Raw genomic sequence first — 13,545 nt, forward strand, 5'->3', positions numbered from 1 at the left:
TCGATGAAACTCAATGATCTGAGTCCAGCGCCGGGCTCCCGTCGCGAAAAGCATCGTCCGGGCCGTGGTATCGGTAGCGGTTTGGGTAAGACTGGTGGCCGTGGTCACAAAGGTCAGACCTCCCGCTCCGGTGGCACTATTGCTCCGGGCTTTGAAGGCGGCCAACAGCCGCTGCATCGTCGTCTGCCAAAATTCGGCTTCGTTTCCCTGAAGGCCATGGACCGCGCAGAAGTGCGTCTGTCCGAGCTGGCTAAAGTGGAAGGCGACGTTGTAACTGTGCAGTCCCTGAAGGATGCCAACGTGATCAACCAAAACGTACAGCGTGTGAAAATCATGCTGTCCGGTGAAGTTAATCGCGCTGTCACCATCAAAGGTATCGCAGCCACCAAAGGTGCGCGTGCGGCTATCGAAGCAGCTGGCGGCAAGTTCGAGGAATAAATGGCTAAGCAAGGTGCTCTCTCTGCGCTCGGCAAAGGCGGTATGTCTGAACTCTGGGCTCGTCTGCGTTTTCTGTTCTTGGCGATTATCGTCTACCGAATAGGCGCACACATCCCGGTTCCAGGTATTAACCCGGAGCGACTCGCAGACCTGTTTCGACAGAATGAGGGGACCATTCTTAGCTTGTTCAACATGTTTTCCGGCGGTGCGCTGGAGCGGATGAGTATTTTTGCACTGGGGATCATGCCGTACATTTCGGCATCGATCATCATGCAATTGATGACAGCCGTCAGCCCCCAGCTGGAGCAGTTGAAGAAGGAAGGGGAAGCTGGCCGTCGCAAGATCAGCCAGTACACCCGCTACGGCACCGTTGTCCTGGCCTTGGTTCAAGCTATCGGCATGTCCGTTGGCCTGGCCGGTCAGGGCGTCGCGTTCTCTGCAGATATCGGCTTCCACTTCGTTGCTGTCACCACCTTTGTGGCTGGTGCGATGTTCATGATGTGGCTAGGCGAGCAGATTACCGAGCGCGGTGTTGGTAACGGTATCTCGATGTTGATCTTCGCAGGTATCGTCGCCGGTCTTCCGAGAGCGATTGGGCAGTCTTTCGAGTCTGCTCGCATGGGTGATATCAATATCTTTGCCCTGGTTGCTATCGGTTTGCTGGCAGTAGCGATTATCGGTTTTGTGGTGTTCATTGAGCGTGGTCAGCGTCGTATTGCTGTTCATTACGCCAAGCGTCAGCAGGGCCGTAAGGTCTTCGCTGCGCAGACTAGCCACTTGCCGCTGAAAGTGAACATGGCTGGTGTTATTCCAGCTATTTTCGCAAGCAGCATTTTGCTGTTTCCAGCGTCGTTGGGTGCCTGGTTCGGCCAGTCTGAAGGTATGGGCTGGTTGCAGGACATCTCGCAGTCGATCGCTCCTGGTCAGCCGTTGAATATTCTGCTGTTTAGTGCAGGGATTATTTTCTTCTGCTTCTTCTATACGGCGTTGATGTTCAATCCGAAAGACGTAGCGGAAAACCTGAAGAAGTCCGGTGCCTTTATTCCGGGCATCCGTCCAGGTGAGCAGTCTGCACGCTATATCGATGGCGTTCTGACTCGCTTGACCATGTTCGGTGCTCTATATATGACGGCCGTATGTCTGTTGCCCCAGTTTCTGGTGGTTGCAGCAAACGTACCGTTCTACCTTGGCGGGACCTCGTTGCTGATCGTGGTAGTGGTTGTGATGGACTTCATGTCCCAAGTACAATCGCACCTCGTTTCGCACCAGTACGAATCCCTGATGAAGAAAGCCAACCTGAAGGGCTACGGCAGCGGCATGTTGCGCTGAGGTACCCATAAGGTTCGAGGAGCTGGTAATGAAAGTTCGTGCATCGGTGAAAAAGCTGTGCCGTAACTGCAAGATTATTCGCCGCGAAGGTGTTGTTCGAGTAATTTGCAGCGCGGAACCACGTCACAAACAGCGCCAAGGCTGAGTGTGATCTGTGCTTAAGCCCAGCAGCTAGTGCGCTGCTGGGTTGATTATTTGTTATTACAGCGATATTATCTCGCGCCCTATTTCTTGGCTTCCGGGGCGTAGGTAGCTGTCAATTGGAGTCCCACTGAATGGCCCGTATTGCAGGCGTTAACATTCCAGATAACAAGCATACTGTTATCTCGCTGACCTACATCTATGGTGTTGGTCGCACCACTGCACATAAAATCTGTGCAACCACTGGGGTTAACCCAGCGGCAAAGATTAAAGATCTGAGCGACGAGCAGATTGAACTACTGCGTGGCGAAGTGGCGAAGTTCACCACTGAAGGTGACCTGCGTCGCGAAATCAACATGAAAATCAAGCGCTTGATGGATCTGGGCTGCTACCGCGGTCTGCGCCATCGTCGTGGTCTTCCAGTACGCGGTCAGCGTACCAAGACTAACGCGCGTACTCGCAAAGGTCCGCGTAAGCCGATCCGCAAGTAATCGCACCAGCGCAACGACAGGAATTTAGTCATGGCAAAACCTGCTGCTCGTCCTCGTAAAAAAGTTAAAAAGACGGTGGTTGATGGCATCGCCCACATCCACGCTTCTTTTAACAACACAATCGTCACCATCACCGATCGTCAAGGTAACGCGCTTTCCTGGGCTACCTCCGGCGGTTCGGGTTTCCGCGGTTCACGCAAGTCCACGCCGTTCGCTGCTCAGGTAGCTGCTGAACGTGCTGGTCAAGCTGCGCTGGAATATGGTCTGAAGAACCTCGACGTTAACGTCAAAGGTCCAGGTCCAGGTCGTGAGTCTGCTGTCCGTGCTTTGAACGGCTGTGGCTATAAGATCGCCAGCATCACCGACGTGACGCCAATCCCGCACAACGGGTGCCGTCCGCCGAAGAAGCGCCGCGTGTAATCCAGGAGATTGTAGAAAATGGCTCGTTACATTGGTCCAAAATGCAAACTTGCTCGTCGTGAAGGCACCGACCTCTTTCTGAAGAGCGGCGTTCGTGCGATCGAATCCAAGTGCAACATCGAAGCAGCTCCAGGTATCCACGGCCAGCGCCGTGGCCGTCAGTCCGACTACGGCACCCAGCTGCGTGAGAAACAAAAAGTTCGTCGTATTTACGGCGTACTCGAGCGTCAATTCAGCGGTTACTACAAAGAAGCTGCCGGCAAGAAAGGCGCTACTGGTGAGAACCTGCTGCAACTGCTCGAATGCCGTCTGGATAACGTTGTATACCGTATGGGCTTCGGCTCGACTCGTGCTGAATCCCGTCAACTGGTTTCGCACAAGTCGGTCAGCGTAAACGGCAAAACCGTTAACGTTCCGTCGTATCAGGTTCGTGCTGGTGACGTGGTAGCTATCCGCGAGAAAGCGAAGAACCAACTGCGCATCGTCCAGGCTCTCGATCTGTGTGCCCAACGTGGCCGCGTAGAATGGGTAGAAGTAGACACTGAGAAGAAATCGGGCGTTTTCAAGAACGTTCCAGCTCGCAGTGATCTATCCGCCGACATCAACGAAAGCCTGATTGTCGAGCTCTACTCCAAGTAAGGGCTAGAAAATAGGTGCATCCATGCAGATTTCGGTAAATGAGTTCCTGACACCCCGCCACATTGATGTGCAGGTTGTCAGTCCAACCCGCGCCAAGATCACTCTCGAGCCTCTCGAGCGTGGTTTCGGCCATACCCTGGGCAACGCGCTGCGCCGCATCCTGTTGTCCTCCATGCCCGGCTGTGCAGTAGTCGAGGCCGAGATTGACGGTGTACTCCATGAGTACAGCGCCATCGAAGGTGTACAGGAAGATGTAATTGAAATCCTGTTGAACCTTAAAGGTCTGGCTATCAAGCTGCACGGTCGAGACGAAGTTACGCTGACCTTGTCGAAGAAGGGTTCGGGGGTGGTTACCGCTGCCGATATTCAGCTGGATCATGATGTCGAGATCGTTAACCCCGATCACGTAATCGCTAACCTGGCGTCTAACGGCGCCCTGAACATGAAGCTCACCGTAGCTCGTGGTCGTGGTTATGAGCCGGCAGACTCGCGTCAGAGCGATGAAGACGAAAGCCGCAGCATTGGTCGCTTGCAGCTTGACTCTTCGTTCAGCCCGGTTCGCCGTATCGCATACGTGGTGGAAAACGCCCGTGTCGAGCAGCGTACTAACCTGGACAAGCTGGTTATTGATCTGGAAACCAACGGTACTCTGGATCCTGAAGAGGCTATCCGCCGCGCTGCAACCATTCTGCAACAGCAGTTGGCTGCGTTCGTCGACCTCAAAGGTGACAGCGAACCAGTGGTAATCGAACAGGAAGACGAGATCGATCCGATCCTGCTCCGTCCGGTTGACGATTTGGAACTGACTGTACGTTCGGCCAACTGCCTCAAGGCGGAGAACATTTACTACATCGGCGACCTGATTCAGCGTACCGAAGTAGAACTGTTGAAGACTCCAAACCTTGGCAAGAAATCCTTGACTGAAATCAAGGACGTTTTGGCCTCCCGTGGTCTGTCCCTCGGCATGCGCCTCGACAACTGGCCGCCGGCAAGTCTTAAGAAGGACGACAAGGCGACTGCCTGATCGTCGTAATCACCGAACGTTGTGTTTGGTAAGGAATGAACCATGCGTCATCGTAAAAGTGGTCGTCACCTGAGCCGGACTAGCTCCCACCGTAAGGCCATGTTCCAAAACATGGCGGTGTCGCTGTTCGAGCACGAGCTGATCAAAACTACATTGCCGAAAGCTAAAGAACTGCGTCGCGTTGCTGAGCCGCTGATCACTTTGGCTAAAACAGACAGCCTGGCTAACCGCCGTCTGGCTTTCGACCGTACTCGTTCGAAAGCAATCGTTGGTAAGCTGTTCAACGATCTGGGCAAGCGTTATGCAACCCGCGAGGGTGGCTACCTGCGCATCCTGAAGTGCGGTTTCCGCACTGGCGACAACGCTCCTATGGCGTATGTCGAGCTTGTTGATCGTCCTGCTGGCGGCGAAGCTGTATCCGCTGAGTAAGACGTCAGTCTGAAACAAGGAACCGGGCCTAGTGCCCGGTTTTTTGTTTTTACAGTCCCTGATTTCGTATTAGGTATATCTATCGTTACCCAAGATTTAATAAACTTTGCCATGTAACAAATCTGGACAATAATCCCTGCCATGCCGATTAGCCGGTCGTTTATGCCAGAGGAAATTATTAATGAGCCAGTCCAAGACTCTTACCACCGCCAGCGGCGCACCTGTAGCTGATAACCAGAACTCCCGTTCCGCCGGTCCTCGTGGCCCGTTGCTGCTCGACGATTTTCATCTGATCGAGAAGCTTGCCCATTTCAACCGGGAGAACATCCCTGAGCGTCGCGTACACGCTAAAGGCTCGGGCGCTCACGGCACTTTCACTGTCAGCCGTGACATCACCCAATACACCAGCGCCAACCTGTTCGACACTGTAGGTAAACAAACCCCGATCTTTCTGCGGTTCTCCACTGTCGGCGGCGAGCGCGGCTCGGCTGACACTGAGCGCGACCCGCGTGGCTTTGCTTTGAAGTTCTACACAGAAGAAGGCAACTGGGACATCGTGGGTAATAACACGCCGGTGTTTTTCATCCGTGATCCACTGAAGTTCCCGGACTTCATTCACACTCAGAAGCGTCAGCCTCAAACAAACCTGAAAAATGCCCAGATGATGTGGGACTTCTGGTCCCATTCCCCAGAGGCGCTGCATCAGGTAACGATCTTGTTCTCGGATCGTGGCATCCCGGATGGCTATCGACACATGCATGGTTTTGGCAGCCACACCTACAGCCTGATTAGCGCTGCTGGTGAGCGTCACTGGGTTAAATGGCACTACAAGACCCAGCAAGGCATCAAAAACCTCACGCCTGCCGATGCTGCACGTATTGCCGGGACCGACCCGGATTACGCTCAGCGTGACTTGTTCATCGCCATCGAAAAAGGTGATTTCCCGAAGTGGACCGTCTGCATTCAGTTGATGACTGAAGCCCAGGCAGCGGCTCATCACGAGAATCCTTTCGACGTGACCAAAACGTGGTCGCAAAAAGAATATCCACTGATTGAAGTTGGAGAGATTGAACTCAACCGCAATCCGCTTAACTACTTCGCTGAAGTAGAGCAAGCAGCGTTCGGCCCGAGCAATATGGTCCCAGGTGTTGGCTTGTCTCCGGATCGCATGCTGCAGGGGCGCGTTTTTGCTTACGCTGATGCGCATCGCTACCGTGTGGGAACAAACCACCAGCACTTGCCGATCAATGCACCGAAGAATCCTGTTCACAGCTATCAGCGTGATGGCGCGATGGCTTTCGGTACTAACGGTGGTTCAGGGCCGAACTACGAGCCCAACAGCTATTCAGACGCACCGAAGCAGGCTCCACACTACGCTGAGCCGGCCTTGGCCCTCAGCGGGGCGGCTGATCGCTATGATCACCGTGAGGATGGCGACTACTACAGCCAGGCGGGCAAGTTGTTCAACCTTATGAGCGCTGACCAGAAAGCGCTGCTGATCAACAACATTGCCGGCACAATGGCAGGTGTTTCCAACGATGTGGTTCAGCGTCAGTTGCAGCATTTCTACAAGGCGGATGCCGCTTATGGCGAAGGTATTGCTAAAGCGCTGGGCGTATCGCTGATGTAAGTCTAAGTGATAAACGGAACCGCCCTCATTTGGGCGGTTTTTCGTATCTGATCACCTGTTTTTCACTGCTTTTTGTCGCTTTTTATCACTATTGGCAGTGACCTTCGCAAGCGGTTGGTTCAGACTACGCACTTTCAAGCAGGAGACGTGGGCGATGCTAGGCCACCCGGAAGTAATCGATTATCTCAATACGCTGCTGGTGGGCGAATTGGCAGCGCGTGACCAATATTTCGTTCATTCGCGTATGTACGAAGACTGGGGCTTCACCAAGCTCTATGAGCGTATCAATCACGAAATGGAAGAAGAGGCACAGCACGCCGATGCTCTGATGCGTCGTATCTTGATGCTCGAAGGTACTCCGCGCATGCGTCCGGACGATCTGGATGTCGGCACTACTGTCCCTGAGATGTTCGCTGCAGATCTGCGCCTTGAGTACAAAGTGCGTGCTGCACTGTGCAAGGGTATTGAGCTCTGCGAGTTGCACAAGGATTACGTGACGCGCGAAATCCTGCGTGTTCAGTTGAACGATACCGAAGAAGATCACACCTATTGGCTGGAAAAACAGCTGGGTCTGATCAAGACCATCGGCCTGGAAAACTACCTGCAATCGCAGTATTGATTTCGCCGCCAAGGCAAGCCGCAAAAAAGCCCCTGCACTTCATGTGACAGGGGCTTTTTCGTTCTAACGATCAGGTAATGTCAGGCTTTGTCGCGCAATAGCAGTGGTTTGAGATAGTGGCCTGTATAGGATTGCTCCATTTGAGACACTTGCTCTGGTGTACCGACCGCAATGATTTGACCGCCTTTTGAACCGCCTTCCGGGCCGAGATCCACCAGCCAGTCAGCAGTCTTGATCACGTCCAGGTTGTGCTCAATGACGACTACCGTATTGCCGTGATCGCGCAGACGATGCAGTACATCCAGCAACTGCTGAATATCCGCGAAGTGCAGACCTGTGGTCGGCTCGTCAAGGATGTACAGCGTTTTGCCGGTGTCGCGCTTGGACAGCTCACGGGAAAGCTTCACCCGTTGAGCCTCGCCGCCGGACAGCGTCGTAGCCGACTGACCCAGCTTGATGTAGGAAAGTCCCACATCCATCAAGGTCTGTAGTTTTCGCGCGAGAGCTGGAACCGCATCGAAGAACTCACGTGCTTCCTCGATGGTCATCTCTAATACTTCATGGATGCTCTTGCCCTTGTATTTGATCTCAAGGGTTTCGCGGTTGTAACGCTTGCTCTTGCACACATCGCACGGCACGTAGATGTCCGGCAGGAAGTGCATCTCAACCTTGATCAGGCCATCGCCCTGACACGCCTCACAACGACCGCCTTTGACGTTGAAAGAGAAGCGCCCTGGTCCGTATCCGCGGGAGCGCGACTCTGGTACCCCGGAGAACAGCTCGCGAATCGGCGTGAACAGACCGGTGTAAGTTGCCGGGTTGGAGCGAGGCGTACGGCCAATCGGGCTTTGATCGATGTCGACGACCTTGTCCAGATGCTCCAGGCCTTTGATGCTGTCGTGGGTCGCAGCTTCCAGCGTCGTCGCGCCGTTCAGTGCGGTTGCGCTGAGCGGGAACAGTGTGTTGTTGATCAGCGTTGACTTGCCTGAACCCGAAACACCAGTCACACAGGTCAGCAGGCCGATCGGGATTTCCAGGTCAACGTTACGCAAGTTGTTGCCGCGAGCACCCTTGAGGGTCAGTGACAGCTTCTTGTTACGCGGCGTACGTTTGGCTGGCACTGCGATCTTCACCCGGCCGGAAAGATACTTGCCGGTGAGTGAGTCGGGGTGCGACATGACCTCATCCGGCGTTCCCTCGGCAACGATGTGCCCACCATGCACGCCAGCGCCCGGACCGATATCCACCACATAGTCTGCGAGGCGAATCGCATCTTCGTCATGCTCGACCACGATCACCGTATTGCCGATGTCACGCAGGTGCTTGAGCGTGCCCAGCAACCGGTCATTGTCCCGCTGGTGCAGGCCAATCGAAGGTTCATCGAGGATGTACATCACACCGACGAGCCCCGCACCAATCTGACTGGCCAAACGGATACGCTGGGCTTCACCACCCGAGAGCGTGTCAGCGCTGCGATCAAGCGTCAGGTAATCAAGACCGACGTTAACCAGGAACTCGAGACGCTCGCGAATCTCTTTAAGAATCTTGTCAGCGATTTCACCACGACGTCCCGTCAGCTTCAGCTCACCGAAATAATCGGTTGCATCACCGATTGGCATGTTCGTAACGGCAGGCAGTGTCTTCTCGCCAACCCATACGTGGCGAGCCTCGCGACGCAAGCGTGTCCCGCGGCAATCCGGGCAGGGCTGCGTGCCGAGAAACTTGGCCAGCTCTTCGCGCACGGTCGCCGATTCGGTTTCCCGATAACGACGTTCGAGGTTGGGCACGATGCCTTCGAACGGGTGAGCACGTTTGACGATGTCTCCACGATCGTTGAGATAGCGGAAGTCGACATTCTGCGAGCCACTGCCGTTTAGCAGGGTTTTCTGAATGTCGCTGGGCAGTTCCTTGAACGGCACTTCCAGACTGAAATCGTAATGCTTGGCTAACGAGCCGAGCATCTGGAAGTAATACACGTTGCGCCTGTCCCAGCCGCGTATCGCGCCTTCGGCCAGAGTCAATTCGGCGTTTACCAGACGCTTGATATCGAAAAACTGCTTCACGCCCAGACCGTCGCACGTCGGACATGCACCAGCGGGGTTGTTGAAGGAAAACAGTTTGGGTTCCAGCTCGCTGATGGCGTGACCACAGATCGGGCAGGCGAAGCGGGCGGAGAAAATCATCTCTTCGCCGGGTTCGTCATCCATTGGCGCTACCCAGGCGATACCGTCAGCCAGTTTCAGCGCAGTCTCAAAGGACTCTGCCAGACGCTGTTGCAGATCCGCACGCACCTTGAAGCGATCGACAACGACATCGATGGAGTGCTTCTTCTGCTTATCCAGTTTTGGCAGTTCATCGAGTTCGCACAAACGGCCATCTACCCGAGCGCGGACGAAGCCTTGTGCGCGCAGCTCTTCGAACACTGACAAGTGCTCGCCCTTGCGCTCGCGAATCACCGGGGCCAGCAGCATCAATTTGCTGCCCTCAGGTTGCGCCATCACCAGGTCAACCATCTGGCTGACGGTTTGCGCTTCCAGCGGAATGTCGTGATCCGGGCAACGAGGCTGACCAACGCGTGCATAAAGCAGACGCAGGTAGTCGTAGATCTCGGTGATAGTGCCTACGGTTGAGCGCGGGTTGTGGGATGTCGATTTTTGCTCGATGGAAATTGCCGGCGACAGACCTTCGATGGTGTCGACGTCCGGCTTTTCCATCATGGAAAGGAATTGCCGGGCATACGCGGACAGCGATTCGACGTAGCGCCGTTGCCCTTCAGCGTACAGCGTGTCAAACGCCAGCGATGATTTGCCAGAACCGGACAACCCGGTGATGACGATCAGCTTGTCGCGTGGCAGTGTCAGGTCAATGTTTTTCAGGTTGTGGGTTCGGGCCCCACGAATCAGGATCTTGTCCAAAATGGCCTCGCACGGCGGGCGTCGAAAACGTAGGAGTATACGGACAAATACTGGATGGATGCACACTATCTAGTCAGCTGTCCTCACCTTAAATGAAGACTGTGTCATCTAGGCGTGTCATAGCGTCGCGATATACCCCGTCAATCGATGGGACTGGTAGAATCGCCGCCGGTTCACACGAGGTTTTTCCATGCACGATCCCTACAGCGAGCGAATGAGCGGCGGCGAGACCCGCGCGGCAGGCGGTCTTGCGCTGGTGTTTGCTTTTCGCATGCTCGGCATGTTCATGGTCCTGCCGGTGCTGGCGACCTATGGCATGGACCTGGCTGGGGCGAGCCCGGCGCTGATCGGTCTCGCAATCGGCGCTTATGGCCTGACTCAGGCGTTCCTGCAGATTCCCTTCGGAATTATTTCCGACCGCATCGGGCGGCGTCCGGTTATCTATTTTGGTTTGATCATTTTCGCCTTGGGCAGCGTACTGGCAGCGAGTGCGGATTCGATATGGGGCATCATCGCCGGACGCATCCTGCAGGGTGCCGGTGCGATCTCCGCAGCGGTTATGGCGCTACTTTCGGACCTGACGCGCGAACAACACCGTACCAAGGCCATGGCCATGATCGGCATGACCATTGGCCTGTCGTTTGCGGTTGCTATGGTTGTAGGGCCAATACTGACTAGCGCGTTCGGCTTGTCCGGCTTGTTCCTCGCCACTGGCGCAATGGCTTTGCTGGGGATTTTGATCGTCGCTTTTGTGGTGCCCAAAAATACCGGCACGCTGCAGCACCGTGAATCGGGTGTTGCACGTCAGGCTTTAGGGCCGACCTTGCGCCACCCGGATCTTCTTCGACTGGATTTGGGTATCTTCGTGTTGCATGCGATGCTCATGTCAAGCTTCGTGGCCTTGCCGCTGGCGCTGGTGACAAAAGCCGGTTTGCCCAAGGAAGAGCACTGGTGGGTCTACCTTACGGCGCTGCTGATCTCATTTTTCGCAATGATTCCCTTCATCATTTATGGTGAGAAAAAACGTCAGATGAAACGTGTGCTCATCGGTGCAGTCACCGTATTGATGCTCACTGAACTATTCTTCTGGGAGTTTGGAGACACGTTACGAGCACTGGTCATCGGGACAGTGGTATTCTTCGTCGCGTTCAACCTGCTGGAAGCGTCTTTGCCGTCGTTAATCAGCAAAGTATCACCGGCTGGCGGAAAAGGTACGGCGATGGGGGTTTATTCCACCAGCCAGTTCCTTGGTTCGGCCGCAGGTGGGATACTCGGCGGCTGGTTGTTCCAGCATGGCGGGCTCGACGTGGTGTTCCTTGGTGGTGCTGCGATGGCCGCCATCTGGCTAGCGGTTGCAGTGACCATGCGTGAACCGCCTTACGTGACGAGCCTGCGTTTGCCCTTGTCGCCTGAAGCCCTGCGTGATGCGGGCCTGGCAGACAGACTCAAGGCCGTGGAAGGCGTAACGGATGCAGTGGTGGTTGCCGAAGAGGCAGCCATCTATATCAAATTGGATACAAAACTATTGGATCGCGCGTCTCTGGAACGGATGGTCAACCCATCGACCCAAGCGTGCGAAGCCTAGGAGAACGTTATGGCCCGTGGGGTTAACAAAGTTATATTGGTCGGCACATGCGGCCAGGATCCCGAAGTTCGCTACCTGCCTAACGGTAATGCCGTGACCAACCTGAGTCTGGCAACCAGCGAACAGTGGACTGACAAACAGACCGGTCAGAAAGTCGAAAAGACCGAATGGCACCGTGTGTCGATGTTCGGCAAAGTTGCCGAAATCGCTGGCGAATACCTGCGCAAGGGTTCCCAGGTGTACATCGAAGGCAAGCTGCAGACCCGCGAGTGGGAAAAAGACGGTATCAAGCGTTACACGACTGAAATCGTCGTAGACATGCAAGGCACCATGCAACTGCTGGGCGGCCGTCCACAAAACGACGGTGCTCCTCAAGGCCAAGGTGGCGGTGGTTATCAAAACTCCGCTCCACGTCCTCAGCAGTCGCGTCCACAACAGTCCGCGCCACAGCAGCAGCCACAACGCGAATCCCGTCCGGCTCCACAGCAACAAGCGCCACAGCCGGCCGCCGATTTCGACAGCTTTGATGACGATATCCCGTTCTAGCCAACTTGCTTCATCCGGCTAAACGAAAAAGCCCGCAGCGTTCATTCGCTGCGGGCTTTTTGTTGGGCGTGCGTATGACAGATTGCACCTTGTAGGAGCTGCCGAAGGCTGCGATTGCGGTGTCTCAGCATAACGGCTTCGCAGCCTTCGGCAGCTCCTACACGTCCAATGTTTGCGGAGAGTCAGCGCGGTGCCATGGGCAACGGAGCTTTCTGTTACAACCCCAGCTCCGACAACCCCGGATGATCATCCGGACGCCGTCCCAGCGGCCAGTGAAACTTGCGCTCTGACTCTTTGATCGGCATGTCGTTGATGCAGGCGAAGCGGTTGGCCATCAGGCCGTTTGCGTCGAACTCCCAGTTCTCGTTGCCATACGAGCGGAACCAGTTGCCTGAGTCGTCGTGCCATTCGTAGGCGTAGCGCACGGCGATACGGTTATCGGTGAAAGCCCACAATTCTTTGATCAACCGATAATCCAGCTCTTTGGCCCATTTGCGGGTCAGGAAGGCTTTGGCTTCCTCGCGGTTGGTCGCGAATTCCGCGCGGTTGCGCCATTTGGTGTCCAGTGTGTAGGCCAATGCGACTTTTTCGGGATCGCGACCATTCCAGCCATCCTCGGCCAGACGGACTTTCTGGATTGCAGACTCCCGAGTAAAGGGCGGCAAAGGCGGGCGGGTTTCAGTGCTGGATGACATGGCAAAACCTCCGAACAGTAGATGATCAGTTTGCAGGCGGAGCAGGATTTTTCAGGGCAGACTTCATGAGTAATTGCGCCATGTCGCGGGCGCTGTCAGCGGCACTGTGGTCGCCCATCACCAGGGCGAGGGTGATAGCGCCGTCGATCAGGATCAGCAGTTGTTTGGCCAGCGCTTCGGGCTGCTCGATGTTCAATTGCAGGGACAGCTCCAGCGTGTAGTCAAAAAGCTTCTGCTTGTGAATTTTTGCCAACTGCCGGATTGGATCTTCAGCGTCGCCGATCTCACCCGCCGTATTGATAAATGCGCAGCCACGGAAGCCTTCCGATTCAAACCAGCCCTTGAGCACCGTAAACATTTCAAGAATTCGCGCTTCAGGGCTTGTGGCCTTAGCGGTCTCAGTGCGAAACCAATGCATCCAGCGAACATCGCGCGCGCTCAATGCGTTCACGGCCACGTCTTCTTTGGTCGCGTAATATCGGTAGATGCTTTTGCGTGCCACGCCGGAAGTACGCACCAGCAAGTCCATGCCCATGGCATGTATTCCGTTGGTGTAGATCAGTTGCTCGGCGGTTTGCAGGATTTTGTCCTGCAAAGCTGTAGTCGATGTCTTGTTCATGATCAAAGAGTAGAACGATCGTTCT

General features: G+C 55.1%; 15 protein-coding genes. 12 read left to right on the forward strand and 3 right to left on the reverse strand.

Translation table 11 applies throughout. The annotated features are described in order from the left end of the window. The first annotated feature begins 3 nt into the window (after positions 1-3). The 10 genes from rplO (at position 4) to bfr (ending at position 7,160) form a co-directional block, all read left to right on the forward strand. The gene (gene rplO, locus ABRP31_RS01505; RefSeq protein WP_027898308.1) at positions 4-438 is read left to right on the forward strand and encodes a 50S ribosomal protein L15; all 435 of its coding nucleotides are present in this window, start codon (positions 4-6) and stop codon (positions 436-438) included. Then, the gene (secY, locus tag ABRP31_RS01510; RefSeq protein ID WP_027898309.1) at positions 439-1,767 is read left to right on the forward strand and encodes a preprotein translocase subunit SecY; all 1,329 of its coding nucleotides are present in this window, start codon (positions 439-441) and stop codon (positions 1,765-1,767) included. Between the two features lie 28 nt (positions 1,768-1,795). Further along, positions 1,796-1,912: a 50S ribosomal protein L36 gene (rpmJ, locus tag ABRP31_RS01515; RefSeq protein WP_002555468.1), complete on the forward strand. Its 117-nt coding sequence runs from the start codon at positions 1,796-1,798 to the stop codon at positions 1,910-1,912. Between the two features lie 130 nt (positions 1,913-2,042). Next, complete coding sequence (gene rpsM / locus ABRP31_RS01520) at positions 2,043-2,399, forward strand: 30S ribosomal protein S13 (protein WP_027898310.1); 357 nt, start codon at positions 2,043-2,045, stop codon at positions 2,397-2,399. A 30-nt stretch (positions 2,400-2,429) separates the two neighbouring features. Next, entirely contained in the window at positions 2,430-2,819 is a 390-nt protein-coding gene (gene rpsK / locus ABRP31_RS01525; RefSeq protein ID WP_002555466.1) for a 30S ribosomal protein S11, read from the forward strand. 18 nt (positions 2,820-2,837) lie between these two features. After that, positions 2,838-3,458: a 30S ribosomal protein S4 gene (gene rpsD / locus ABRP31_RS01530; RefSeq protein ID WP_002555465.1), complete on the forward strand. Its 621-nt coding sequence runs from the start codon at positions 2,838-2,840 to the stop codon at positions 3,456-3,458. A 22-nt stretch (positions 3,459-3,480) separates the two neighbouring features. After that, a complete protein-coding gene (gene rpoA / locus ABRP31_RS01535) occupies positions 3,481-4,482 on the forward strand; it encodes a DNA-directed RNA polymerase subunit alpha (protein WP_003176403.1) in 1,002 nt (333 codons plus the stop codon). 42 nt (positions 4,483-4,524) lie between these two features. After that, the gene (rplQ, locus tag ABRP31_RS01540; RefSeq protein ID WP_008145500.1) at positions 4,525-4,911 is read left to right on the forward strand and encodes a 50S ribosomal protein L17; all 387 of its coding nucleotides are present in this window, start codon (positions 4,525-4,527) and stop codon (positions 4,909-4,911) included. Positions 4,912-5,092: 181 nt separating this feature from the next. Next, positions 5,093-6,541: a catalase gene (locus ABRP31_RS01545; RefSeq protein WP_349972334.1), complete on the forward strand. Its 1,449-nt coding sequence runs from the start codon at positions 5,093-5,095 to the stop codon at positions 6,539-6,541. 154 nt (positions 6,542-6,695) lie between these two features. After that, a complete protein-coding gene (gene bfr, locus ABRP31_RS01550) occupies positions 6,696-7,160 on the forward strand; it encodes a bacterioferritin (RefSeq protein WP_087267443.1) in 465 nt (154 codons plus the stop codon). 80 nt (positions 7,161-7,240) lie between these two features. On the opposite strand, the gene uvrA is transcribed toward bfr, so the two are convergent. Next, positions 7,241-10,075, reverse strand: coding sequence for an excinuclease ABC subunit UvrA (uvrA, locus tag ABRP31_RS01555; protein WP_349972335.1), 2,835 nt, complete (start codon positions 10,073-10,075; stop codon positions 7,241-7,243). A gap of 190 nt (positions 10,076-10,265) precedes the next feature. On the opposite strand from uvrA, the gene ABRP31_RS01560 reads away from it, so the two are divergent. Next, positions 10,266-11,660 (forward strand): MFS transporter, encoded by a 1,395-nt coding sequence (locus tag ABRP31_RS01560; protein ID WP_349972336.1) that lies wholly within the window; start codon positions 10,266-10,268, stop codon positions 11,658-11,660. Positions 11,661-11,669: 9 nt separating this feature from the next. Beyond that, positions 11,670-12,206 carry a single-stranded DNA-binding protein gene (locus tag ABRP31_RS01565; protein ID WP_032626487.1) on the forward strand — a complete coding sequence of 179 codons (537 nt, stop codon included), beginning with the start codon at positions 11,670-11,672 and terminating at the stop codon, positions 12,204-12,206. A 215-nt stretch (positions 12,207-12,421) separates the two neighbouring features. Here ABRP31_RS01565 and ABRP31_RS01570 read toward each other — a convergent pair whose 3' ends face one another. Next, a complete protein-coding gene (locus tag ABRP31_RS01570) occupies positions 12,422-12,901 on the reverse strand; it encodes a nuclear transport factor 2 family protein (protein ID WP_122662344.1) in 480 nt (159 codons plus the stop codon). A gap of 25 nt (positions 12,902-12,926) precedes the next feature. Beyond that, positions 12,927-13,520 (reverse strand): TetR family transcriptional regulator, encoded by a 594-nt coding sequence (locus tag ABRP31_RS01575; RefSeq protein WP_349972337.1) that lies wholly within the window; start codon positions 13,518-13,520, stop codon positions 12,927-12,929. Positions 13,521-13,545 lie beyond the last annotated feature (25 nt).

Origin of the sequence: Pseudomonas caspiana, assembly GCF_040224095.2 — a bacterium.
GTDB lineage: Bacteria > Pseudomonadota > Gammaproteobacteria > Pseudomonadales > Pseudomonadaceae > Aquipseudomonas > Aquipseudomonas caspiana.